Genomic DNA, 23,785 nt, shown 5'->3' with positions numbered 1-23,785 from the left:
CCTCACCCGGCCGGACCAGCGGATCAGGTAACAGCCGTTCTCCGGAATTCTTCGCACACCAGACCGTAGTTCGCACGCATGCGCCTGCCCTTGCCGACCGGCGGGTGCACGGCGGGAACCCGGCAGCGCACCCGCCGGCGCGGTGGCGTACAGCGCCCGCAGCGGGTGAACTCCGCGTCGCCCAACCCCCGGCGCCGAAGACCACGCCCCCGCCGCACCGCCTCCGATACTCAAGTCCCCGGTCTCACCGCCGCCCTGGTCGCCGCCGACACCGGACCGGGGACGGCCGTCACCGCGTACGCCCCGCACCCCTGGCCGGTGCATGCTGCTGACGGTGCGCGGCCACCGCAGGCTCCGCGGGCGCCGACTGGCCGGGCGCAGCGGCGGCCGGGGCCGTGGTGGAGCGGGAGCGGGCGGCGGTGGCTGCGACGCGGGGGCCGTCGGGCATCGGGGCGCCGGGCGGGGTGGTCAGGGCCCGCAAGGTCGCGCCGACCATGCGGCCCGCGAGTTCACCGGGCGGGGCGCAGCTGCTGTTCAGCGCAGTGAGGCTGTCGGGTTCTTGCCGCTCTGGGTCTGCTTTACGCGGTCCACCACCATCTTGGTGATGTCCATGAGCCGACCCGGCACCTCGGCGCCGGGTGTCCAGGCGTACTCGACTTTCGCGACGACGGAGCCCTGTCGCACGGTGATGCCGCGGCCCGTCCATCCCCTGTCTCCGGCCGGCAGTGCGTAGGCGTCGATGGCGTCTCCCGGAGGGTTGGCGCCGAGATCGTCCTCCGTGCCTGTCCCCTTGAAGAAGCGCGCGGCGTCGGCCGCGTCATTGAAGGAGATCATCTGAACGCTGATGTTCTGCGTGTGGTAGTCGGTGGCACCTCCGGCGGCCGTGGCGATGGCCTCGGCGCACATCTCGTCTCGCCAGCCGTTGGACTGGCAGATGGCGGGATTCGACATGTCCCAGCTTTGCGTGCTGCGTTCCTCCAGCCCCCGAGGCATGTTGATCCCCCTCGGGACCGCTGCTTCCAGCAGCTTCGGATACATGACCAGAGCCGCAGGGCTGCTCTTGGCGGGGGCGGGCGCGCCAGCGCCGTCCCCCTTGCCGAGGGAACCGCCAGTTGCCCCCGTGGTGCAACCAGCCGTCAGCACGCAGATGCAGGCCGCTGACGCCAGACGTCCGGCACGCGCCCCGAACACTCGATAGCCGATCACGATGCGTGGTGCTCCCGTCTCCGTACGACAGGGTGCTGCGGGCACTGGGTGCCGCACACGAGGGGTCGGTCGGAGTGCTGCTGGCCGACGGCAGTGAGCCGGGCCCCGTCTACTTCGACGTCGGCAGCGGCCCCAGCAAGCCGTCCTCAACCGAGTGGCACGCCTACGACGGCCGGCGCGCCCGCCCCCGGGCCGCACTCCTGCGCGGCAGCTGCACGTGCGGGTGGCGGGGCGCGGCCGAGTACCCGCTCGACTGGAACGCCCTGCTGGCAGACCGGCCGCTGTATGAGGCGGATGTGGACCTGTCCGGGCCGGTCGCGGACTACGAGGCCCACCTGGCGGTGATCCGGGACGCCGCCGTCCCCCTCCCCGAAGAGCTCACCGCACTGATCACCGAACTCGTCCGCGCCCTCGACGACCTGGCCGACCGGGAACCGCTGACCGCGCTGAAAGCCCTGGCCGACCTCCGCTACGTCATCGCCCAGACCGGCCAGGACGCGGTGTACGAACTCTCCGCCCGCGACGTACCGCTCAAGAAGATCGCGACCGCCCTCGGCACCAGCGAAACCGCCGCCCGCAGCTACCTCAACCGCTACCTGAACTCCTAACCCCCAGCCGGCCGCACGCCAGCGCCGGTCCGGCACCGAGCACGTCAACCCTGGGACCGCCCCCAGACCCACGCGGGCGGGCGCTCCGGCTACGGGGCCGGGGTGAACTCCACGTCCGTGCCGCCGCAGCCGGCCGCAACGTCCAGCAGCCGGTCCCGCTGCACTGCACCCTCAGGGCCCACGTTGTGGACGTCCCCACGGGTCGCGCACCAGCGCGATCACGAGGTGTCCCCCTGGTGGTGCCGCGGTTGGAACCCGTAGCAGGAGATCTGCCGCCGGGCTATCCATTCGGGCGAAGGTCGTGTCCTCGCCGGCTCGCAGGGGACGTGTCGGTGGCCGCCCGCCGTCCAAGCGGCCACCGCGCGCAATGACGGGCCCGCAGCAACCATGCTGTGTCCTTCAGGTCGCCTTGGTCGAGAACCCGTCTACCAGGAGCTTCGCCGTTCCGTACAGCCCTCACCCACCAACGCGCCGACGACACAGCCAGGTTGGAAAAGGCTCACTGCCGCCTGGGCCGCTCCTGCCAGGAACGCCACCGAGCCCAGCGCCAGCGACGACACCATCGCAGGCGCCACCACGGCCAAGCCGATACATCGGTTCATGGTTCTCTCCCGTCCGGGAGCTCACAGACAAACCATGCTTGCGCACCCTTACTTGCAGAACTGTGCCAGTGCGGCTGCCGAGCCGGCGTTGTAGCCCTTCTCGTAGTTCGGGTCCAGGGGGGCGACACCCTGCTTCGGCGGTTCCTTCTTGCAGTCCGCCTTCGTGTCGGCGACTCCTTGCCGGTACCCCGTGCGGTACTGGACCTGAGCATCCTTCTGCCCGTCCTCATTGACGGTGCCGCATGAGATCTTGGGCCCGTTTCCCTGCTTCATGGTAAAGGGGGCTTGATCTTTGGCAGCCCCGGTCGAGACCGTCCCGTCAGCCTTCGCGATGAATATGACCCCGAAACCCGTCTTGGTCTGGACATTCACGGGTTCTCCCGGCCTGAAACCCTGCCCCTCGATATCGAATTCGTCCGGTTTCTGGGCGCTCTGTTTCACACTGCACGAGGCGGTGGGCACTGCCGCCTGGGCCGCTCCTGGCAGGAACGCCACCGAGCCCAGCGCCAGCGACGACACCATCACAGGCGCCACCACGGCCAGGCCGATACATCGGTTCATGGTTCTCTCCCGTCCGGGAGCTCACAGACAACATGGCTCGGGGCCGTCGGCAGAGGTGCGGGCGGGACAGTTTCTTGGGACAGGCCTCCATGGGGACCGCGTCCCGAGGCCCCGGGGGGTCCGCCGAGCAGACCCTGAGCGGTGGGCCTTCCATGGGCCCCGCATCCGAGAACGGCCGCCACCACCGGTAGCAGCCTCGGGCGGCCTCAATCGGTCTTTCCATCGTCCCGCCGAACGCTCCGCCTGTCGACCGGGGAGCGGTTCGCGAGCGGCGCTGAGTCAGTGCGGCCAATGAGCGGGTTCCCGGTCGTGGTCGTCCGGGCTGTCACACGTACCGGTACCGCCCTCGCAGGCGAGGCACTCGCAGTGGCCGACATGGTGGGAGGCACGGGGCTGCGCCGGCACGCTGGGTGTCGGCCGTGGGGCCGGCACGGGCATGGGCACAGGCGCTCCTGAGAGTTCCGTCCGCATGTCCTTGAAAGGGCGTCCCTCCCAGCCTCTGCACGTCTCGCAGCCGCCGCCGGGGGCCCGTCGTGGCCGGTGACGTGGCAGCGCTGCTTCCACTTGGTCGACTGCGCCGTCACCCGCGCGCCGCCACGGTCGGCAGTGCCGGTCCGCCGACATGTGCGCGGCGTGCCCGAGCGGCCCACGGCCGCGGCTCACGATCGGATTCGCTCCGGGGCCGGACGCTCCGGCCCCACGGCATCATCGGCGGCATCCGGCGATCTCGTCAGTCCGGACTCAACCACCCAGGGGGCGGTATGCCGAGTTGATACGGTCGAGAGTCCAACCTCCTCCGCCCGGAGCGCAGTTCAGCGCCGCGTCGGCTGTGCGTGACGCGTTGGTACCGGTATTGAAGTTGGCATTTGGAGTGTTGGGCAGGAGGCCCATGTAGTACTGCCCGCTCGACGTCCACACACACTGGTGCAGGTTGAGGTACTGGGTGTCGGCCAGGTCGAACGACGCGACGGCGGAGTTGGCCAGGAGCAGCCGCCAGCCACCCCCACCAGGGCCACAGTTCAGCTTCGTATCGGCCGAGTTGGAGACGTTGGTGCCGGTGTTGAAGTTGACGTTCGGGGTATTGGGGAGCACGGCTGTGTAGTGCTGCCCGGGAGAGAAGTACACGCACTGGTGTACGTTCAGGTACCGCGCAGCGCTGAGATCGAAGGCCTTCACTGCAGAGTTGGCGGGCGCCGGCCTCCAGCCCCCGCCGCCCGGACCGCAGGAGAGCGCACTGTCCGGTGTGTTGGAGACGTTCGTGCCCGTGTTGAAGGCGGTATTCGCCGTGTTCGGCAGCACGTTCGTGTAATGCCCGCCGCTGCCGACGAAGACGCACTGGTGGAGGTTCAGATAGCGCCCGGCCGGCCGTGCCCGTGGCTGCTCTGCCACAGCGGTGCTTCCCAGGGTCAGGCCGATGGCTGCCGCGACTGCTGTCGCGACAACGAAAAATCTGGGCATGGCACGCTCCTCCCGGACTGACGCCGCCCATCAGGGTATGTACTCACCAAGCTACTGACGCCAAGCCCAAGGAGGGTGCGAACGCACAAGAGGTAGCTCGTATGGCCCAGCCTCGATCGTTCATGAGTTTCCGTCAGCGTGCTGACGGGGACTCTGTGTCTCTGTGTGGTGGGGGCAAGACGATCCAGCCCCCGAATGGACGGGGCGACGCCGGGGAACCGGGCAGCCCGGCAGCCGCCCACGCGGCCGGCCAGTCATGCTGCCCGATCCGCAGGCGCCCGGGCCGCCGGCCCCGAAGCTGTCGGACCATCCGGCCTACCAGCAGATCATGGCGGTGTTCGCCGCGGCCGACGCGCCGCTGCGGGCGCGGCAGGTATGCGAGGCGATGGACCTGGAGATCGCGCCCAACAACATCAACAACACCCGCCTGAAGCTCAAGCGGCTGACCGAGCGCGGAATCCTGGCCGAGACCGAGCAGGGCTTTTTCACCCAGCCACGGCCGTAGCCTGCCGACGACACCGTGCTTGCCCCTTCCGAAAGCGCGGAACGGACATCAACTTACGCACCGCCGCTCAGCTCCTGAACTGCGTCGATGACGCTGTCCACCACCTCGGTCACCGGCTTGGACGCATCGATGATCGTCGCGCCACGGCTTTCGTAGATCGCTCGCATCCGAGGATTCCACTCCAGGGACGCTGCGAGCTCTTCGGGGTGTTGACCGAATGGGTTCGTAGTGCGGGTCGCGAGCCGGTGGCGGAGCGTGTCCTCGTTGATCACCAGGCACACGACGACGTCGAAAAGATCGCGGACCTCTGCCTCGTTCTCCGCCGACCCACACAAGAACGCGATTCGGAAACGAGACTCCTCGACGAGGGTCTCAACGCGCTCGCGGACGATCGCCCACCCGTATCGATCGAGCCAGCCCTCGGGAACGGGATACGGAGCATCCATCACGACCTCGCCCGTGGCTCGGTCGATCCAGCGACTGAAGCCGTCCTCATCGGCGTCGAGCGCGACGTAGCCACGCGCTCGCAACACCCCGCAGACCGTGGACTTACCAGTCCCTGAATTGCCCGTCACCCACACCACTGTCACGCCGCCAGCGTAGACATCACCACCCTGGGCCAGCGACGCAATCGCCGCGATCAGGCAAGGTGTAGATTCGACCGAGCGACTGCTCCGGCACAGCCGGTGAATGGCCAAAGCCCCAGCTCAGACACCATGCCACGGGCGTCAAGCACGCCATCGCAACCGGTCACTCAACCCGAGCTGCACCCAAGCCGAAACGCACATCAACTCACGTTCCGCCCTCTAAGCTCGACGACTCCCGGTCGGGCAGCAGGTCGATCGGCCTGCGGGTTTCGACGTCCACGAGGACGGTGCCGTAGTTCCGGCCTTTTCGGGAGGCGTACTCGTCGACGCCGACCACTCGCGGGGCCGGCACCTCCGGCCCGGGAAGTGCGTCGACCAGCCGCAGGACCGTGCTACGGCTGACCGGCACGCCGACGACGTGGACCAGGCGGGCGCCGGCCCGGCCCGAGGGCGAGACCGATGGCGGCCAGGGTGGTGCGCAGCCGCTCGGTCCGCTGGCCGTGCCTTCGGTTCAGGCCCGGTATCTGCTCGACGAACGTGCGACGTCCACACTCAGCGTTCCGGCAGGTGAACCGACGGACCCGCAGCTGGAGTACGACGCTTCGTCCCGCACTTGGAACATCAGCGGGAAACCGCACGTAGGAGCTGTGAACCCCACAGGACCACGTTCCACAACCCGGGCACCAGGCACCCGCGGCAGTGCACCGCACATCAACACGCACTACCGCGATGTTCACGTCCACCGACAGCACCGCGACGTCGTCGATCGACGGGAACAGCAGCTTCTCCAACCGGAGCAAGACCTCTTTAACAGCCCCGAACTGTCGGGGCAGCGGTCACACACAGTACACGGGCCACACAACCTGAGCCAGAACCACAACCCGTGGCTAAAGCCAGTCCGCTGAAAGGCCAAGTCAGCGCCCAGCGGGCTCCTCGTGCTGGCGCGTGGCCGCGGTACTGCGGCCGACCTGGCACGAGCGCGACGTCCTTGCACGTCGGTCAGCCCGAGGAGCGCATCGGATTAGGGGAACCGGACCACATCAGCCGTCCGGACGCAATGTCGGATCGTAGCGCAGCTTACGGTGTGTGATGCTCTATTTCCGAAGCGTGCACCGACTGGAAAGGGTGAGCTTATGAGCGAGACCAAGGGTGACGCTGTGGTCCTTGCCGATGCTGAGGGTTACTACTACGTCCTACCCAGAGAGGTCATCGAGGTATCGCGGATCGAGAAGGCGGCACAGGGCCGCGTCGACGAACTGCTGGCCGCCGACGTCTCCGGCGGGTCGGCCCACTTCTCCTACCGCGGCGCGATCACGCTGCCCGCCGACAGCGAGTGGACGCACTTCACGCCGAACGTGGCGTGGCCGAACGGCATCGCGAAGTCCGGCCGGCAGCACCCCAACCAGATGGTGATGATGGACAAGCCAGTCATCCGCGCCGCCGGAGCAGAGTAGGCATGCTCCTCGGATCGGCCGCGGCCGGCGAACGCGGATGGACCCCGTCAGTCCCCAACGAGTTCACCGTTGGCCTGCCAGCCGTGGCTCGCATCCAGCGGGAAAGCCTCGCCCAGCAGGGATTTGCGGCGTTCGGCGAACTCTGGAACGGCGCGACCGCCGAGGCGATCGCCGTGGAAGCGGCGACGTTGTACCCGACCGCGCGCCGGGTCGGCGGGCTGATCCAGGCCAAGGCATCTGACGGCCCGCTGCTGACGCGACTTCACTTCGCCTTGGTGCCCTTAGCGAGAGCCCTGACCGGTCGACTGCTTGTACCGTCGTACGGCTGGTACAACTTCTACCCGAGCGACGACGCGATCTGGCTGCACGTCGACGTCGAGAAGTCCGATCTGGCGATCCTGGCCACCGCGCTGGGCAGCGTCGGTCCGCTCCATCTCCACCCCGAACTGGCCGGTCAGACCCAGGCGGAACTGGACCGGCTGCAGGCCGGTCCCTCCTGGGACGCCGACAGCGGATGCCGCGTCGCCTACCCCCGACATGGCGTCCTCGCCCTGCGCGGGCGGTCCGTACCCCATCACCGGCCAGGACGCCCTCTGCCGACCCTGGGTGCGGTCGTAGCCCTGCACTTCACGTCGCTTCTGTAGCCACATCCGAGAGGACGGCTGATGCACCAGCTCGCACCCGAGATCGTCCCGCTCGACACCACGGACCTCCTGCCCTTCGTACCGACAGCGGCCGATCGTCGGTCCTTTGGGACGCTCGGATACGCGCACCTCGACGGTCTGTGGGACATGGGGTTCCACGACAGACTCGCCGACGAAGCACGCGAACGTCACGCGCATGCCCGGATCCCGGACGCCGGCCCTCGCACCCCCGTGGAAGAGTGCCGCCGAGTCCGCAAGCAGACCCCGGCGGCCACGGGGCAGCTCCTGTCCCGGCTCCACGTCTCAATGACCGGCGTCGCCCGTGCCCTATCCAGCCGACTCCTCGTCCCCACCTTCTCGGCCTACGGCTACTACCAGGGCGACGATGAGGTGTTGCTCCACCTGGACACGGACGACTGCGACGTTACCCTGCTGACCACGGTGCTGGGCCGGGTCGCGCCGCTGCACTTGCGGCCCGAACTGCGCGGCCGCACCATGGCCGAACTGGGGCGACTTGAGGACGACGTGACGTGGGACCGCCACGGCGGGATCACGGTCGACTACCCAGTCCTCGGGCTCACGGCCCTGGCTGGCAACACCGTGCCGCACAACCGGCCCGGCCGGCCTACCACCGCGGTGAGCGCCGTGGCCGCCCTCTGCTACCGCGCGCTCTTTTGACCTGGCCAGGACCGGTCAACGCGGACGTCTTGGCACGGCAGGTAGGCGAGCGGGTCCTCCGATCCAGCGATGTTGCTACATGTGTTGTACGAAAAACTGAGCTGCTGTGACGTCTGTCGCCGCCTTGCGCCACATGGGTAGCCCTCTGAGAACCCCTTGTGCACGTCATGCAGGGCTGCGCGGTAGGCGCAGTACGGGGGCTGAGCATGTCCGTCCTGCCGCCCGACCTCCCCCGGCTGCGGACCCTGGTCGCCTACGGCGAACTCAGCCGCACGGAGAGGGCCCTTGCCGCCGCCGAGGAGCGCGAGGCCGCCACCGCCCGGCAGCAGCCGCCGCCCGATCCCCCGGCGTGGCTGATCGAGCGCGGGATGGGCACCCTCTGACCCGCCGCCCTCGCCGCCCTCGCCGCCAGCACTAAACAGCTCAGGCGGGACCTCGGGCCGACGTCGCCGACATCCAAGCCGCCATCAACCGCCTCGGACAACGCAACGCTGAGGTGATGCGCCATCTGGAGGAGCGACAGGCCGAACTCGACGCAGCCCGGGCCGCCAACCGGGATCTGCCCCAAGCTCTCAACCCGCGCAGTTGATCCAACTCGGCCGCAGACAGCTAGGATCCGCGTTCCGGCCGCGCTCCCGCCAGACGGCCGGATTGGGGCGGAACTCTGAGCACAGGGGGCATCAAGAGCATAAGGACGGGATCACCCAACTGGGACCACTGCGGTTACGGTGCGACTCGAATTGAGCCCCCCGGCTGTCCTGGCATCCAAGTGGCTTTCTTCACCACCTGCCTGGCCCATCTCACCGCGGCCTAGCAGAATCAACATCTGGACAGGCTTGGACCTGGAAGTGACTGCGACTATCGCGGAACTTCCTTCAGTGAGCTTCTTCGAGTTGGCCACCGATCGGGTGATGGGCCCTGAAGCGCAACGAGCGAGGCGCCGACCTGTTGCGAGATGTCTGACGTCTCAATCACGTTGCTTGGGCCGTCGGCTACGACGAGGGCCGGCATCTCCAGGGCGTTGCTGGCAACAGTTGATTACGCGAACTCATCAGTACCAACCGCCGCCTCGCCCGAATAGCGATATCTGAGGGAACAGCACGGTTTTCCCGTATGCTCCAGCTAGGTCTTGGCCAGCAGGAACGTGGAAAGGAATTTGCGATGGCGGAGCAGAGCAACAAGCGGCAGGGCGACGTCGAGGTCAACCTCGCGAAGGACAGGGCGCGGGTGTCGTTCACGCTGGACGTGGACGCCGTCACCAGGTGTCTCGAGAAGAACGGCACGCTGACCATCCGCTTCGAGGAGATCGGTTCGACGATGCTGACCAGCCTGCCCGACGCAATGGTCACGGAGGACTGATCGCGAGGTGAAGAGCACTGCGACCGCACCCTTTTCACTGGTCGGGTCGACGAAAGTCGGCCTTTCCTACAGCAGTTATGTAGGGCCCTTCCTGGCGGACCACCCCGGGGAGATCGACTACGTCGAGGTTCCCTTCGAGCTTCTCCATTACGACCGCAGGCCGCTCGGCCTGCCCAACGAAATGCCGCTGCTGCTCCATAGCTCCTCGCTGTCCCTGGCCGGGGACGTGCCGCCCGAGGCAGAGATCGTGGACTCGATCGCGGCGTGGGTGAGTAAGACGAGTGTTCCTTGGCTGAGCGAGCACATGGCGTTCGTGACCTCCGGGTCTTCCGTGGGTTTCGACGGGGCGGCAGTGCCGTTGTACGACGTCGGCTACTCCGTCAATCCGCCATTGAACGCGGAGACCGCGCATCGGGTGATCAGCGCCGTGGACCGTTACCGGCACCGGCTTGGCGTACCGCTGCTACTTGAGAATCCGCCGATCTACTTCGCGCCGCCCGGCACCACGATGTCACCCACGGAGTTCGCCAACCTGGTATGCGCCGCGTGCCCGGCACGGCTACTCGTCGACCTGGCCCACTTTTACCTCAGTTGCCGCAACCTCGGGCTCGATCCGGTGAGCGAGTTGCTGGGGCTTCCACTCGACCGGATCGATCAGCTCCACATCTCTGGGGTGAGTGCGCGGGACGGGGCCTGGTGGGACGACCACACCGTGCGCGCCCCCGACGAGGTTCATGACCTGCTCTCGCTGGTGCTGCGCAGCACTCCGGTCGCGGCGATCACTCTTGAGTACAACTGGTCGGGCAACTTCCCGATCCCGGCCCTACTCGGAGAGATTGAGCGGGTACGGGGCAGCCTGGCCGTGGCCGGAGTAGCCGTATGACGACCGCGGCGGTTCAGCATTTCCTGGCGCGCTGTGTCGTCGATCCGCCGTTCCTAGACCTGGCCCGCAACGATCTCCAGCGCGCCCTGTCCGGGTTGGACCTCACCGGCCAGGAACGGCGAGAGTTCCTAGGCTTGGACTTGAACCGTGTGCGTACCTTTGCGGGCTTCGTCACCAAGGTACAGAACAACACGCTGTGGCATACGTTTCCGTACACCCGCCTGCTGGTGGATCACTATGGTCTCGACCTCGAACTGTTCTCCGCCTACCAGGCCCAGCATCAGTGCGACCGGACCGACCGGGTCGACCGCAACCAGCGCACGAGGCACTTCGCCGCGTTCTTCCCCGGCTGGCTAGCCTCAATTGGGACCACGCACTACCCGGGGCTGCTCGATCTGTTCCAACACGAACGCATCTGGTTCGAACAACGGCTCGCGCTGCAGGCCTCATTGCCCGATCAGGGACGGCCCATCGACCCAACCCTACTCGACCAGGAGGGGCGCGCCGCGGACAGTCTCGTGCCGTGTATCCGGGGTCTGCTGCTCATCGAGTCCTTCGCCCACGACCCGGCCCACGTCATCCAGGCCCTGCAGACGGATCGGCGGGCACTGGCCGATCTGACTGCGTCGCCGCGCTTGCTTGCCTACTGGGGCGACCGGGACTCGTTGCAGCTGCGCATCTTCGAGGTCGATGTGCACCTGTGCGACCTGCTTGGCCGTGTCGACGGCGGGCACACCCTTGGGCAGCTGCTTCCCGCGGGCGACAACCCGCTGCGGTCGGCGTTGCGAACAGCCGTGCGCCGGATGGCCGAGGTTGGGGTACTCACCTTCCACGAAGAGGACTGACGGGCTGTGCGGATCGTTCTTTGCGACAACGTGCTCATCAATCAGGCTCGTCCGGACGCACCGTTCGACCTGCAGCCGCACCTCGGGCTCCTGTCGCTGTCAGCCGTGGCGCGTGAGCATGGGCACACCGCGGCGGTGTTCGATCCGAGTCTGGCACTGCACCGTCGGCAGCTTCGCCTTGATGAGACGTTCTACCGCGGGCTCGCGTGGGCGCTGCTCGATGAGGAACCCGATGCGCTCGGTCTCACGACACTGGGCTGTAACCTCATCTGCACGGCGAAGGTCGCCTCTCACGTCAAGCGGCAGCGGCCGCACCTGCCGATCTTGCTGGGCGGTCCGCACGCAACGATCCTGCATCGCGAGCTGCTGCGGCATTTCGATGCCTTCGACATCGTTGTACGTGGCGAAGCCGAGGCGGTGCTTCCCGCCCTGCTCGATCGCTCCTGCGCCGACGACCTGTCGGGCACGTCCGGGCTGAGCTACCGGGTGGGGGACGAGATCGTGTCGACCGCGGACATCCCGCAGTTCGGCGACCTGGACGAGCTGCCCTTCCCGGCCTACGATCTTTACCCCATCGCAGAGCTGGGCCTGCACTCGCTGCGGGTGGAGGCCGGGCGCGACTGCCCGTTCAGCTGCACCTTCTGCTCGACCGCGTCGTTCTTCGGCCGCCGCTACCGCCTGAAGTCGTCCGAGCGGTTGGTGAGCGAGCTCGACCACCTCAACCGCACGTACGGTATCAACGACTTCGCGCTGACCCACGACATGTTCACGGCCAACAAGCACAAGGTGCGCCATTTCTGCGAGACCGTGGCCGGGCGCGGCTACACCTGGTCCTGCTCGGCCCGCATGGACTGCGTCGACAGCGACCTGCTGGCCACCATGCACGAGTCCGGCTGCCGCTCGATCTACTACGGCGTCGAAACCGGCTCCGCCCGGATGCAGAAGATCAGCCGCAAGCATCTCGATCTCGGCCTAGTCCACCCGACCCTCGACCTCACCGGCGGTCTCGGCATGAAGTCGACCGTTTCCCTGATTACGGGGTTTCCCGAGGAGACGAGCGAGGATCAGGACGCCACCCTCGACCTGCTCGGCGAATGCACGGCGCGCTCACCAGGTCTGATCAACCTGCAGCTGCACCTGCTGACTCCCGAGCCCGGCACCGCGCTGCACGACGAGTACGGCGAGCGCCTCGCCTACGACGGCCACATCAGCGACTTCAACTTCCCCACGCTCGAACCCGACGACAGCCGGGTGATGAGCGAACTCCCGCAGTTGTTCATGAACCACCACTACTACCCGACCGCCCTGACCCGGTCGCGGCATTTGTTCGTCGACCGGGCCTTCCCGCTGCTGTACGCCCTGGGACACTCGTTGCTGCGCCGCATGCTCCACGACTTCGACGGGCGGCTGAGCTCACTGGTCCGCGAGCTGCACACGTTCGCCGATGCGGCGTCGGTGCCCCTTCCCGACGGCCCGCTGCTCGTCAACTTCGTCCGGCACACGTGGGGAGCGGCGCACCCGATCTGCTCCACGGTCCGCTTCCTGGTCATGGGTGAAGGGCTGCGGGCGAAGACGCTGGCCGAGCCTGCGGACGAGGCCGGCGAAGGGGTCCCGTCGTGCCGGCTCAGCCCGTCGGCGGGGCTGCTGCGGGACATGCATGACGTTCCGTCGCTGCTGGACGGCCTGCAGTTGGATCAGGCGGCGTCAGCCGTCGCTCCCACCGCACCGGACCGCAACCTTCTGCTATTCGTCGACGCGGCGCAGCCGGATCGCGTCCGGTCGTTCGACGTCGACGGCATCGCCCTCGAATTCGTGGCCTGGCTCGCCGCGCCCCGATCCGGTGAGGAACTATCGCACTGGCTCTCCCGCCACGACGACCAGCACGGGAGCCTGCGATCCTTCGCAGGCGACCTGTGCCGCCTCGGCGTCCTGCTCGACACGACGGAGTCCGCGCGGGCCCCGCGACTTGATAGGAGCCCTGTGTGAACCCATTCACGGAGCCCCGGCCCAAGGCGTCGGTGCTCGATGCAATCGAAGGCTATTACCTGGCCAGCACCCTCAACCACCTGCACCGGGTCGGGCTGCTCGATCATTTGCGCGATGGCAGCACGGTCGAGCGACTTGGCTGCCGTTTCGGTTACACGCCGGACCTGCTCGCGGCGCTGCTGGAGTTCCTGGTCCAGCGCACCGACCTCGTCACCCGCTCTGGTGACGAGTACCGGCTCGCGGCGACCTTCGCTGACGAGTACTTCCTGGGCTTCCAGTTGGACAAGTTCATCGGCGGCTACGGTCCGGCCATCACCAGCCTCGAGGAGAGCCTCCGCCGGGAAGACCGCGGCTGCTCGCTGGTGAATCGGGTCGTGGAGTCCGAGGCGTACGGCCGTTTTGGCCCTCCTCCCAACCCCGTCGTGCTCGCCATCATGCGGACCCTGACCTCCCACGCGATGCTCGACATCGGGTGCGGCCCAGCAACCACGCTCACAGCCCTGGCGGAACGTGATGCCGCATTCCGGGGCTGGGGCGTGGACGTGGTCGAGTCGATGTGCGACGCGGCGCGCGCCCGCGTCAGCCGGTTGGGCCTCGAGGACCGGATCAAAATCATTCACGGCGACGGCCGCGACCTCGCCGCGGTGCTGCCAGCCGACCTGCGAGAGCAGGTGGAGGTCGTCCACTGCAAGTCGGTAGTCAATGAGTTCTTCGGCGGCGGCGACAGCGGGGCCGTGGCCTTTCTGCGCAGCCTAAGCGCGCTGTTCCCCAAGCGGTTGCTGCTCAACGTGGACTACTACGGAAAGCTCGGCCGAGTCGACGCCATCCCGTCGCAATATCGGCACACGGTGGTACATGACGTCATTCAGGCGCTCACTGGCCAAGGTGTTCCTCCTGAGCGCAGGGAGGAGTGGCTGCCGATCTACGAAGCTGCTGGAGTACGGCTCGAACATGTCTTCGAGGGTGACGACTCCGGCATCGAGTGGTTCGTCCACGTCGTGGAGCTCTGACACCGAACAACTCTCACTGGCCCAGCACACCCAGTTGAAGACCGACACCGGCATGGCCATCTACTTCGCCGACCCCCACAGCCCTTGGCAGCGGGGCACAAACGAGAACACGAACGGGCTGCTTCGCCAGTTCTTCCCGAAGGGCACCGACTCCTCGACGGTGAACTACGCTCGCTCCAGACAAGCGATGTTGCGACGGCTCCTTGCACCCAAGCAGTACACGAGTTTCCGGCTCGTCGAGCATCTGCACGCTGCCGGTATCGCCGCCTCGATCGGCTCGGTCGGCGACGCCTATGAAGGCGCTCTCTCAAGAGGTGCGGCAAGCTGACGCTATTGATCTTGCCACTTCGAAGGTAACGGTCGAAGAGGTCTGTGAGCTGATCGTCTCCGGCATCTAGTTCGGCCGCTACGTGCCGGGGAAGGTGCCGCCCCGCAAGTCCTCCATGGGGCCCTCCAGGCAGCGTTCGCGGCCGTCAACGCCACCTCGGGGTCAAGTTCACCCGGGTGGACTTACCGCCGTCACTCTGGCCACCAGACGCCCCAGGGAGTTCACGGAACCGTCACTATGACCGTTATTGGGTAGCGAGAAGCACCGCCCCGCGGGTTAGCGGCAGGCCGGCTGTCTGGCATCCGGATCTCGGCCAGGAGTGAGCGCAGCAGCGGGGCCGCCGCCGGGCGGTGGCGGCCCCCACGAAGGCAGGTACAGCGAAGGCATTACCCCCGCAGCCGACTCCAGTCCGCGGCCAGGATCAGGGCGTGTTCAGCCCGAAGGTCTGGCCACTGACGTTGGTTGCGCCTGGGCTGTGGATGTTGTTGTTGGTGGTGATGTTGTTGAACATCGGAAGCACACCATTGAGGTTGATCGGGAGGATGGACCCGCCACCGTTACCCCCGTTGCAGACGTTGACCGTGTGGCTCGCCGTGTCCAGGAGACGAGGGGTGGTTCCTGCTTCGATGACCCTGGCGGTGTTGGTGACCGTGCAGGGCTGCTGGTTGCTGGGGATGAACACGTCGGCCTCGATGACGTAGCTGTCGCCAGGGTTCATGCGGCCCGATCGGCAAGTTAGCCCCGTCCGGTCGGGGGGCTGGGGGATATTGCCCTCGCACTCAACGGTCCCGGTGGTGTCACTGACGACACGGGACTCCAGGAACGTGATCCCGGCGGGTACGTGTCCTCCATTTGGGTACCGAAGTCATTGGTCGGCTCGGCACCGGTGTTACGGACCGTGATGCGATAGGTGCCCACGCCGCCGCGGGTGAACTCCCCCACATGGGTCTTCGTGATCTCCACCTGTGCCTGCGCGTACGCCGGCGTGACCCCTGTGACGAAGACTGCGACGCCCAGTCCAAGGACGGTGCCGAGGGCGGCGAAGCGCCGCCTCAACGTGCGAATGGCCATAGTTACTCCTGTCAGACGACTGTCACCCGTGACCTCTTCACACACAGCAACGCGTCGGCAAGCGGCCAGATCACGGGTGCGATGGCCACGCCACTCGATTGCCAGGGCCGGATGCGGTCCCCTGGGCGGACAGTCACCCGTCCACCCGCACCCGCGCCGACGCCATGCCTTGCTATCCAAGATCACCGCTGCCACGCCAGGTGGGACACGCCTCCAGACCACGCGGCAACGGCCCCGAGTAGAAGTCGTACAGCGGTTTCAGCGGCCGACGGCTTCGCGGTAGCGGTCGCGACGTCGGTGCGGGTCGTCGAGGCCGTTCTCGTACCAGGGCTCGCCGCGCTTCAGGCTGGGCAGGGTGTTGGCCCACACCGCGATGGTGATGCCCCGGACGGCGGCGGTGAGCGCCTGGAGGCGGTTGTCGAGGAGATGCTCAGCCTTGCCCGCCAGGACGACGTGCAGCCCCAGGAAGGTGGTGGAGCGGGTGTAGCGGTGGCGCTGCCAAAAGGGGTAGGTGCCGCGGACTCCTTCGCAGACTCGGTGGCCGGCGTAGCGCTCGTAGTCCCAGACCTCCTTGGCGAGGCGGGCTTGGGCCATGGTGCCGTTGTCGAGTTCGAAGAGGCGGACCTCGCTGGTCTCGGTCGGCACGGCGAGGACGGCGTCGGTGTTGAAGGACAGGCCGGTCTCCTTGATGGCGTGGTTGACCTCCACCTGCCAGTCGGTCAGGTACTCCCGGCGCCCGCCGAGGACGGTGTCGGTGTCGGCGAGGATCGTGTCGGTCACCGCGATGGCGTGCGGGCCGAACCCGGCTCTCACGGCCTTCGCTCCGGTGCCGGCCTTGGGCCGGGGCGGTAGCTCGTTGCCATCGGCCAGAGCCTTCTGCCCGGCCGGGGTGAGGTTCCAGATCTGGTGCTTGCCGTCCTTGCCGTTCGTCTCCGCCAGCCCGAGCTCCGCCAGTTCCACCATCGCCCTGCGCACCTACGACCGGCCGTCCGACCCCTCTTCCGTGATCACCTGCGCCATCTGCCGGACCGTGGCGATCCGAACACACCCGAGCATCCGCAGCGCATCGGCCCGTACCTTCCCGACCGTGGGAGTGGACTTCTTCCCCCTCGCCGATGTCTCAGGGGTGGGGAGAGAGGTGTCAGCGTGCCAGGCAGACCCCTGCCGCGCGGTGTGAGCTGCGGTGATGGGGACGGCATTGGAATCGTTCACGGCACTGGACGCGGCACCGGGTTCCCGGCCGTCCGCAGGTCCCTCGGCACCCCTTGACCAGGTCGGGCGCTGCTCCGGCTCGGGATGCCGGGCGCTGCTGGCGTACGTCATGGTCGAGGCTCCTCACGCGGGTGGGCGTGGGACTCCGGGCAGAGTCCCGCATTCACCTGCTACAGGTGCCGAGGAAGCCGGTGGTGTGACGCCTGTTATCGAGCCGTGATCATTCGAGGGGTGCGGCGCAGAGCTCGGAGACAATCGTGAACGAGGTCGTCACCATCGGCACCACCATCGCCGTGTGCGTAGTCCGGGCGTATGCCATGCCGTTGCGGATGTGCCGGCTGTAGTCGAGGTACTCCGCCTGCCGGGCAGTCAGGATGCCGGTCTCGGCGCCCTGCTTGATGAGCTGGTGCAGCGGCTTCTTGCCGCGCCCGGGGTGTGGTCGCGCAGCACAATCTCCACCGCGGTCAGGGAGTGCATGGCCGCCGGTGAAGAACCCGTGCAGTAGGACGGTTATCCCTGATCTTCCTGGGCGGGCTTGGCGCGATGGGCTTGACGGTAGGCGCGGGGTGTGAGCCCGGTCAGGGATCGGAAGTGGCGGCGCAGGACCGCCGGTGAGGTGAAGCCGGTACGGGCGGCGATCCGTTCAACAGGGATGTCGGTTTCTGTGAGTAGTCGCTGGGCTTCTGAGATGCGCGCGTGGAGCAGGTACTGGAGGGGGGTGCGACCGGTATGGGTACGGAAGCGGCGCGTGAGGCTGCTCGTGCTGGTCCGTGCGTGCGCGGCGATCTCTGGGAGTGACACGGCCCGGTCGAGCCGGGATTCCAGCCACCGGAGGGTCGGTTCGAGCCCCGAGCTGTCCATGATCTCTCGTTCGATGGTGTCCTGGACCCTGTCCGCATCGACCTGCAGTGGTGTGATCAGTTCCCGGGCCGTCTCTCCCGCCACCCTGGCGCCGTGGTCATCACGAAGGATGTGCAGACAGATGTCCAGTCCGCCGAAAATCCCTGCCGTTGTGAGGAAGCAGCCGTCCTCGACCACGGTGCCGATCGGGTCGACCTGGAGCCGGGGGTGGTGTGTCGCGAGTTCTTCGGTATGGCGCCAGCCAGTTGTTGCGCGGCGCCCGTCCAACAAGCCGGTCGCCGCCAGGGTGAATACGCCGGTTCCGACAGCTGCGACCCGGATGCCCCGGTCTGCTGCCGCGCGCAGCGCTGCGAGAACTGATTCCGGCGGCTCGTCCAGGTGGCCGGGGTGCTCGGTGATCAGCACGACATCAGCTCCTACGAGGCCTTCCAGGCCCCAGGGGAGGCTGATGGGCGTCGGATCCGGCGAGCAGAACACCCGAAGACCGGGGGCTGCGCAGAGTCGTACCTCGTATCCCACCCCCGGATGGTGACGGGACGCAGCTCCGAACACCATTCCGGGGGTGGTGAGGTGAGGGCCGGGAACCCTGTCGTGCGCGAGGACAGCGATGACTGACACCTTCGGAATATAGCCAGGTCGGCGCTCGTGCCGTCGTCAGGTTCGTGTCCGGGCCCCCAGCCCCTGCCTGTCGTGTCAGCCGGCCTTGCGGATCGTGTTTCGGATCCAGTCGGCGTAAACCGGCACGTTGGTGTAGAGGCCGGGCCCGGTAGCGCACGTCGGGTCGTTGTCGCCGTCGCCCGAGGTCGTACCGATGAGTTCCCAGCGGCCGTTTCTGGCGCGCTGCAGTTGCGGGCCGCCGGAGTCCCCGTTGCATGCCATGGCACCCGGCGTGGGGCTCACCGTGCACAGCCGGGTTTCCCCGGCTCGATTGAAGCACTCAGCCTCGGAACCGCGGCGGGTGTCCAGCTGCTGGAGCCGCTCAGGGAACACCCAGTCCTTGGGGTGACCGGCGCCAACGACGGTACCGAAGCCGAGGATCCGAGTGGGGTTGCCCACCGGTCCCGCCTGCTTCGCAATCCGGATGGGCTGATGGACGACCGGCCGGTCCAGACGTACCAACGCAAGGTCGTTCTGGTTGGGCGCGCCGGCCTGGCCCAAGGCGTACCCCGGGTGCATGACGACCTTGTCGACCTTGCGGACGGTACCGCCGGACGTGCGGTGCTCGCTGCCGACACGGACCAGACCCTCCTGGGTCACCCCGATGTTCGGGTCCACGCAGTGGCCAGCCGTAAGCACCCATTGTCGGTCGATCAGCGTCGCCCCGCACCCGGCCTTCAACACCGTCCCGTCCTCCAGCGGGATGGACAGGGGGATCGACGCCATGAAGGAGTAACGCTCCGTAGAGTCATCGCCGTTCACGATGGCACTGGCGCTTCCGGTCATGAGCGTAGCCCCGAGCGCGGCAGCCACACCGGCTGCGGCCGCGACTCGCATCGTCAGGCTGCGCCGGCGTGTGGAACGGAGATCGGGCATGGGGCGATGAGATGGGGGAAGACGCACGTCAGTCCTCTCGTAAGGGGCATAGGAACGGGCACGGCCGGGAGTCTCCAGGCTTCGTGTTGATCCCCATCCTCCGAGCCGGACGCCGCCGCTAAACAGCCGCTTGAATGTCACTCTCGGCTAAATTCGGGACATGTCTTTGATCGCAGTTCTGGCGCTCGACGGAGTTCCCGGCCACCAGCTCACTACCCCTGGCCTGGTCTTCGCCGCCGCTGCCAGGCACCACCCGTGGGTCAACTACGACCTGCGGATCTGCACGGCGCCGGGCTTCGAGAGAACAGGCGGGCCCGCTGCCTTCCGCATCGAGACATCCTGGGGACTGGAGGGCCTGGAAGACGCCGATACAGTGCTGTTGCCCGGCTGCGCAAGCTTCCGTGACGCACCACCGCCCGCCGTGGCAAACGCCCTGCGTACCGCCGCCGCGCGTGGCTGCCGCATTGGCGCGATCGATACCGGCACCTTCGTTCTCGCCGCCACCGGTCTGCTCGACGGACGAGCCGCTGCCACCAGCCGCCGCCACGCCGCGGAGCTGGCGCGCCTATACCCTCGAATTGAGGTCGACCCGGATGGCTCGGTCGTATCGCACGGCCCCTTTCACACCGCTGCCGGGGTCCTCGGAGGCCTCGACCTTTGTCTGCGGCTGGTCACCATCGACCACGGCGAAGCCGTGGTCATCGAAACCGAGAGGCAGGCTTTCCTTCAGCTCCACTCCCCGGCGGACGGCTCCGTCGGTAACGTCTCCCCCTCGGCCATCATCCCCTCAGACGGCAACCTCGAGGAGGCAATCCGGTGGATGGAAGCCAACCTCCAACATCCACTGACCCTCACCCAAATCGCTGGCCACGCGAGCCTCGGCCCACGCACACTGACACGGCGATTCCGTACCGAGACCGGACTCAGCCCGCTCCAGTACCTGCTCCGCGCCCGCATCCAGCTCGCCCAGCGGCTCCTGGAGCGCACCGACGACCCGATCGAGCGCATCGCTGCCCGTACCGGTCTTGGCACACCCGCGAATCTGCGGCACCACTTCCATCGCTATACCGGCACCACTCCCGGCATCTACCGCAACGCTTTCCGCTCCCTCGCGGCTGCCCTCACCTGGGCCGAGCGGGACCAGGCCGAACAGCTCTGACTACCCAATCCCTTTTCTCGGCTGTTCTCTGGCGACGTGGTCCGGATACATGGAGCGCCAGCGCCCCAGCCCGCCTCGCCACCAGCAGACCCCTTACGCGAACGCCCAGGTCGTGCGTGCCAGGTGCCGGCGGCACAGGTTCGCGACGTACCTCGCACAGCACTGGGATACGTACGCCTGCGCACCGGAAACTGCGGTGGTGCGCACCGCACCCGTTGGGGGGCTCCACCGCCGGGCGGTACACCGCACCCGGTGCGCGATGCGGTGGCGGGCCCTATCAGACACCCCCTTGATCAGTTCGTGACCGCGGCCGGAGCCGCCGTGTCAAGGAGGAACCTGCCGGTGGCGAAACGTGGTCAAGGGGGTGGAGCCGAATGTGGCCGAGAGGGTGAGGCGGACCTGGTCAAGGGGTGGGTGCGTAGGCTCGCCCGGTGCAGCTGCGGCGCAGCGGGCGCAGACGACGGTGCCGTGCTTCGTCGCATGGTGCACACCCCGTGCGGTGCGGGACATTACGGTGCGCCCGAGAGTGGAGCCCTCCCCATTCGGTGCGCACCGGGTGGAGTCCACTGAGTGGAGCCCACTCATGGACTCCACCCGCTCGACATCAGGCGGTCCACTCGGTGAACGGTGCCCGGGTGTCGTCACCACAGCCAGGCGTTCGAGTGTCGCATCCGGGACAGGGCGCGGGCGTCGCGGCGAGCGGCGGCGCTCATCGCCTCCTGATGGGGGGCGGGCCGCAGGGCGCTTGTGCTGGCGCGTGTGCCCGTCGTTCGGCCTGCGAAGCGCGTACCTATGAGAGCCAACCGAACTGAACGCGATCTACGGCAAAACCCACGCCGCGTGACGCGGCGCCCGCACCACCGCCCTCGCCCTCGACGGGCGAGGGCGGCGCATCTCCGATACGGCCGGCTCGTACGAGCAAACCTCGGACTACGCACTGCCGTGGGGGCGCCTGAACGTGTTCCGCTCCTCCTCCTCGCCCGTCTCGACGAAGAGAGGGCCCCAACCGAAGCACAGGACCAGGCGCTCGCCGAGCTATCTGCGAGCCTGCCGCGCTTCGCGACCCACTTCGAACTCCACCGGGGGCTGACTCTCGCGCGCTCCGGCGACCGTACGGGCGGCGTCGCGCATGCCACCGCCGCGATGAATGCCCTGCCGCCGGAGAAGCACAGCCTGCGCATGCTCCTGGACGAGATCAAAGCCTGACCTCCGACCCCGAAAGACGCCCCACGCTCGATCGAGGCGCGCGGCGGGCAGAGCGGTGGCACCAGCCACGAGCGTTTGCAGCGTACGGGACCCGGTCAGCCGGCCCCGCACCCGGCAGCCGGCTTGGACTACGGGACGTCGCCCCGCCACACGGGCCGGCCACCATCCCGGCGGCCGGTTCGTAGTCGGACCGCCCCGCGGGCCGAACGCGCCGTGATCCGACATCAGCAGCGTCCCATCCACGACCTCTTGGGCAGGCCAGCCCGTGACATCGAGCAACAGGCCGTCCAGGGGTCCACTGACCAACTCGACGTAGATGTGGCCCGGCTGCGGGCCCGAGTCACAATCGTCCGGCTCCGACCCGTACACGCGCCGATCCCCCCACGAAGCATCCACCCACACAGGCAGGACAGGCTTGGGGAGCTGAGCCACCTGCCGCCGAGCCTGCGCGAGGTCATTCGCGGCACCGTAGGACAGGCGCGGGGGGGATGCGGGGTTGCCGAAGCCGAATGCGCGGCGGCGCCACGCGCTGATGTTCGGCTCCCTGACGCCGGTCACGGCTTCCAGGAACCGAAGGGCCGAGGCGTGGTTGAAGACTTCGCCGGCGGCCCAGCCGCCAACGGTCCAGGCGAGACGATCAGGCACGGGACGCGGAAGCCGCCGATCGGCAGGCCGTTCACATGCTCGTCTGGGGTGCCTTTCGGTGCCACGGGCGGGGGCACGTGGTCGAACAGGCCGCCGTTGTCGTCGTAGCCGGCGATGACGACGGTCTTCTTCCACACGTCGGGGTTGTCGGTGATCGCCTCGATCTGCCCGACGATGAAGTCCGCGCCTGCGGCGGGCAGCGCGCCAGGGCGCTCGGACTGCGCAGTGGGGGCAATGATCCAGGACACGGTCGGGAGCCGGTCGTTTCGGGCGTCCTCTTCGAACGTGCCCTCGGGGTGCTTGCGCCGCGCTCGAACAGGGGGCTGCCCGGTTTGGCGTCCTTGAACGTCTGGAAGTCGTTCAGCACATTGAGGGCGGAGTCGCCCCCCTGCTCACGCTCTCCGCACCGACAAGGGTCGGACGCACAGGTTCGGATTCCCGATCCGAGCGAGGGAGAGCAGGAATCGTGTCGCCTTGCGGTGTCGTGGATTGCCGTAGCGGCGTGCGGGAGCCTGCCCTCCTCGGATCGCCGACCTTGCCCTCGGTCGCCAAGATCCCGTACGGGCGTACCTGCTCGTAAGTGAGCAGCAGCCGGGTCACCGAGGTCCAGCAGCCCGTCTGCCTGCCGCCCACGAACCCGTCCTTCGCGACCACTGAGTGGCCGGTCATCGCCTCCCGCATCCTGGCCGGTGCTTCACTGCGGGCATTGCGACCTCACCCGCGCTGACATGACGCTGTCTCAGTCACACAGGGTCGCCATCTGCGCCTTCAGCAGTCCCTTGCTTCGCGGGACGGGCGGCTCACCCTTCAGGTCCTGGCCGAGGTCGTAGACATTGGCGGCCAGGACCAGCTGCCGCTCACCGTCGGAGGTGGTGAGGGACACGCTGGTGAAGCCCGGTCCGCCGCCGTCGGTCTCCCAGACACTGATCGGCTTGGTGTCCGGCTCCGAGCCGCACGGCAGGTCCATGCGCTGCACGCCGAGTCCGTAGGACGGAGCCTCGGGGAACTGCACCGTGGTCAGGAGTTCGCGCTGCTGGGCGGGGCGCAGCAGCTTGCCAGTGAACAGGGCCCGGTGGAAATGGGCCAGGTCGTCGACGGTGGAGATCATGGCGCCGGCGGTCCAGTCGTAGGACGGGCTGAATCGGGTCACATCGTGTCCCGTGAGGTCGTAACCGTGAAGATGAGGGCCGTGAATGGCCGGGTCGGTCAAGGGGAAGGAGGTGTCCTTCAGGCCGAGCGGGGCGAGAATCCGCCGATTGATTTCGGAGGGCGCGCTGTGACGTGTTACTGCCTCGATCACCAGACCGGCGAGTAGGTAGTTGGTATTGGAGTACGACCAGCCGCTGCCGGGCGCGAAGAGCGGCTGGTGCCGGACCGCGCGGGC

25 protein-coding genes and 2 pseudogenes are annotated in these 23,785 nt (G+C 67.6%); 15 read left to right on the top strand and 12 right to left on the bottom strand.

Features of this window, described 5'->3' with window-relative positions:
* Nucleotides 1-534: 534 nt before the first annotated feature.
* Nucleotides 535-1,206, bottom strand: a complete 672-nt coding sequence (locus tag ACIBAD_RS35520; RefSeq protein ID WP_134066991.1) for a hypothetical protein — start codon at nt 1,204-1,206, stop codon at nt 535-537.
* 5 nt (nt 1,207-1,211) lie between these two features.
* Here ACIBAD_RS35520 and ACIBAD_RS35515 point away from each other — a divergent pair, with 5 nt between their 5' ends.
* Nucleotides 1,212-1,814 carry a hypothetical protein gene (locus ACIBAD_RS35515; RefSeq protein WP_398911035.1) on the top strand — a complete coding sequence of 201 codons (603 nt, stop codon included), beginning with the start codon at nt 1,212-1,214 and terminating at the stop codon, nt 1,812-1,814.
* Between the two features lie 650 nt (nt 1,815-2,464).
* Here the strand turns inward: ACIBAD_RS35515 and ACIBAD_RS35510 are convergent.
* Both ACIBAD_RS35510 and ACIBAD_RS35505 read right to left on the bottom strand, forming a co-directional pair.
* Nucleotides 2,465-2,977 (bottom strand): hypothetical protein, encoded by a 513-nt coding sequence (locus ACIBAD_RS35510; RefSeq protein ID WP_398911033.1) that lies wholly within the window; start codon nt 2,975-2,977, stop codon nt 2,465-2,467.
* Nucleotides 2,978-3,718: 741 nt separating this feature from the next.
* Entirely contained in the window at nt 3,719-4,435 is a 717-nt protein-coding gene (locus tag ACIBAD_RS35505; protein ID WP_398911031.1) for a hypothetical protein, read from the bottom strand.
* A gap of 256 nt (nt 4,436-4,691) precedes the next feature.
* Here ACIBAD_RS35505 and ACIBAD_RS35500 point away from each other — a divergent pair, with 256 nt between their 5' ends.
* The gene (locus ACIBAD_RS35500; RefSeq protein WP_398911029.1) at nt 4,692-4,940 is read left to right on the top strand and encodes a hypothetical protein; all 249 of its coding nucleotides are present in this window, start codon (nt 4,692-4,694) and stop codon (nt 4,938-4,940) included.
* 53 nt (nt 4,941-4,993) lie between these two features.
* Here ACIBAD_RS35500 and ACIBAD_RS35495 read toward each other — a convergent pair whose 3' ends face one another.
* The 3 genes from ACIBAD_RS35495 to ACIBAD_RS35485 form a co-directional block, all read right to left on the bottom strand.
* Complete coding sequence (locus ACIBAD_RS35495) at nt 4,994-5,530, bottom strand: AAA family ATPase (protein WP_134066999.1); 537 nt, start codon at nt 5,528-5,530, stop codon at nt 4,994-4,996.
* Nucleotides 5,531-5,732: 202 nt separating this feature from the next.
* Complete coding sequence (locus ACIBAD_RS35490; protein ID WP_398911071.1) at nt 5,733-5,936, bottom strand: transposase; 204 nt, start codon at nt 5,934-5,936, stop codon at nt 5,733-5,735.
* Nucleotides 5,920-6,165 carry a hypothetical protein gene (locus ACIBAD_RS35485; protein ID WP_398911067.1) on the bottom strand — a complete coding sequence of 82 codons (246 nt, stop codon included), beginning with the start codon at nt 6,163-6,165 and terminating at the stop codon, nt 5,920-5,922. The genes ACIBAD_RS35490 and ACIBAD_RS35485 overlap by 17 nt, the downstream gene beginning before the upstream one ends.
* Nucleotides 6,166-6,660: 495 nt before the next feature.
* Here ACIBAD_RS35485 and ACIBAD_RS35480 point away from each other — a divergent pair, with 495 nt between their 5' ends.
* From ACIBAD_RS35480 to ACIBAD_RS35435, 10 genes and pseudogenes are all read left to right on the top strand, one after another.
* The gene (locus tag ACIBAD_RS35480) at nt 6,661-6,981 is read left to right on the top strand and encodes a hypothetical protein (RefSeq protein ID WP_134067001.1); all 321 of its coding nucleotides are present in this window, start codon (nt 6,661-6,663) and stop codon (nt 6,979-6,981) included.
* Between the two features lie 2 nt (nt 6,982-6,983).
* Nucleotides 6,984-7,625 (top strand): hypothetical protein, encoded by a 642-nt coding sequence (locus ACIBAD_RS35475; RefSeq protein ID WP_134067003.1) that lies wholly within the window; start codon nt 6,984-6,986, stop codon nt 7,623-7,625.
* A gap of 21 nt (nt 7,626-7,646) precedes the next feature.
* A complete protein-coding gene (locus tag ACIBAD_RS35470; protein WP_398911026.1) occupies nt 7,647-8,303 on the top strand; it encodes a hypothetical protein in 657 nt (218 codons plus the stop codon).
* A 206-nt stretch (nt 8,304-8,509) separates the two neighbouring features.
* Nucleotides 8,510-8,686 (top strand): hypothetical protein, encoded by a 177-nt coding sequence (locus ACIBAD_RS35465; RefSeq protein ID WP_166681882.1) that lies wholly within the window; start codon nt 8,510-8,512, stop codon nt 8,684-8,686.
* A gap of 778 nt (nt 8,687-9,464) precedes the next feature.
* The gene (locus tag ACIBAD_RS35460; protein ID WP_134067007.1) at nt 9,465-9,662 is read left to right on the top strand and encodes a hypothetical protein; all 198 of its coding nucleotides are present in this window, start codon (nt 9,465-9,467) and stop codon (nt 9,660-9,662) included.
* Nucleotides 9,663-9,669: 7 nt separating this feature from the next.
* Nucleotides 9,670-10,545, top strand: coding sequence for a DUF692 family multinuclear iron-containing protein (locus ACIBAD_RS35455; RefSeq protein WP_134067009.1), 876 nt, complete (start codon nt 9,670-9,672; stop codon nt 10,543-10,545).
* Nucleotides 10,542-11,390: a hypothetical protein gene (locus ACIBAD_RS35450; RefSeq protein ID WP_398911022.1), complete on the top strand. Its 849-nt coding sequence runs from the start codon at nt 10,542-10,544 to the stop codon at nt 11,388-11,390. Before ACIBAD_RS35455 ends, ACIBAD_RS35450 begins: the two co-directional genes overlap by 4 nt.
* Before the next feature lie 6 nt (nt 11,391-11,396).
* Complete coding sequence (locus ACIBAD_RS35445) at nt 11,397-13,376, top strand: B12-binding domain-containing radical SAM protein (RefSeq protein ID WP_398911020.1); 1,980 nt, start codon at nt 11,397-11,399, stop codon at nt 13,374-13,376.
* Nucleotides 13,373-14,386, top strand: coding sequence for an SAM-dependent methyltransferase (locus ACIBAD_RS35440; protein ID WP_398911018.1), 1,014 nt, complete (start codon nt 13,373-13,375; stop codon nt 14,384-14,386). The genes ACIBAD_RS35445 and ACIBAD_RS35440 overlap by 4 nt, the downstream gene beginning before the upstream one ends.
* 46 nt (nt 14,387-14,432) lie before the next feature.
* Nucleotides 14,433-14,544 (top strand): annotated as a pseudogene (locus ACIBAD_RS35435) (IS30 family transposase); the annotation flags it as partial.
* A gap of 591 nt (nt 14,545-15,135) precedes the next feature.
* Here the strand turns inward: ACIBAD_RS35435 and ACIBAD_RS35430 are convergent.
* From ACIBAD_RS35430 to ACIBAD_RS35415, 4 genes are all read right to left on the bottom strand, one after another.
* Nucleotides 15,136-15,432 carry a hypothetical protein gene (locus ACIBAD_RS35430; protein ID WP_134067017.1) on the bottom strand — a complete coding sequence of 99 codons (297 nt, stop codon included), beginning with the start codon at nt 15,430-15,432 and terminating at the stop codon, nt 15,136-15,138.
* A 611-nt stretch (nt 15,433-16,043) separates the two neighbouring features.
* Nucleotides 16,044-16,748, bottom strand: coding sequence for a replication-relaxation family protein (locus tag ACIBAD_RS35425; protein ID WP_398911016.1), 705 nt, complete (start codon nt 16,746-16,748; stop codon nt 16,044-16,046).
* 759 nt (nt 16,749-17,507) lie between these two features.
* Entirely contained in the window at nt 17,508-18,263 is a 756-nt protein-coding gene (locus ACIBAD_RS35420; RefSeq protein ID WP_398911014.1) for a GlxA family transcriptional regulator, read from the bottom strand.
* 288 nt (nt 18,264-18,551) lie between these two features.
* Nucleotides 18,552-19,391: a serine protease gene (locus tag ACIBAD_RS35415; protein WP_134067021.1), complete on the bottom strand. Its 840-nt coding sequence runs from the start codon at nt 19,389-19,391 to the stop codon at nt 18,552-18,554.
* A 160-nt stretch (nt 19,392-19,551) separates the two neighbouring features.
* Between ACIBAD_RS35415 and ACIBAD_RS35410 the strand changes: the two genes are divergently transcribed.
* Complete coding sequence (locus ACIBAD_RS35410) at nt 19,552-20,550, top strand: GlxA family transcriptional regulator (protein ID WP_398911012.1); 999 nt, start codon at nt 19,552-19,554, stop codon at nt 20,548-20,550.
* A gap of 942 nt (nt 20,551-21,492) precedes the next feature.
* Nucleotides 21,493-21,756 (top strand): hypothetical protein, encoded by a 264-nt coding sequence (locus ACIBAD_RS35405; RefSeq protein WP_398911069.1) that lies wholly within the window; start codon nt 21,493-21,495, stop codon nt 21,754-21,756.
* Nucleotides 21,757-22,158: 402 nt separating this feature from the next.
* Here ACIBAD_RS35405 and ACIBAD_RS35400 read toward each other — a convergent pair.
* Nucleotides 22,159-22,795: pseudogene (locus ACIBAD_RS35400) on the bottom strand (alkaline phosphatase family protein); the annotation flags it as partial.
* Nucleotides 22,796-22,981: 186 nt separating this feature from the next.
* Here ACIBAD_RS35400 and ACIBAD_RS35395 point away from each other — a divergent pair.
* Nucleotides 22,982-23,128: a hypothetical protein gene (locus ACIBAD_RS35395; RefSeq protein ID WP_398911010.1), complete on the top strand. Its 147-nt coding sequence runs from the start codon at nt 22,982-22,984 to the stop codon at nt 23,126-23,128.
* Nucleotides 23,129-23,140: 12 nt separating this feature from the next.
* Here ACIBAD_RS35395 and ACIBAD_RS35390 read toward each other — a convergent pair.
* Nucleotides 23,141-23,785 (bottom strand): serine hydrolase domain-containing protein (locus ACIBAD_RS35390; RefSeq protein WP_398911008.1); only part of this gene is annotated, 645 nt, incomplete at its 5' end.

It is taken from the genome of Streptomyces sp. NPDC051109, assembly GCF_044455885.1.
Classification (GTDB): Bacteria; Actinomycetota; Actinomycetes; order Streptomycetales; family Streptomycetaceae; genus Streptomyces.
Note: the sequence above shows the minus strand (reverse complement) of the source record. Positions and strands in the feature narration are given on the sequence as shown.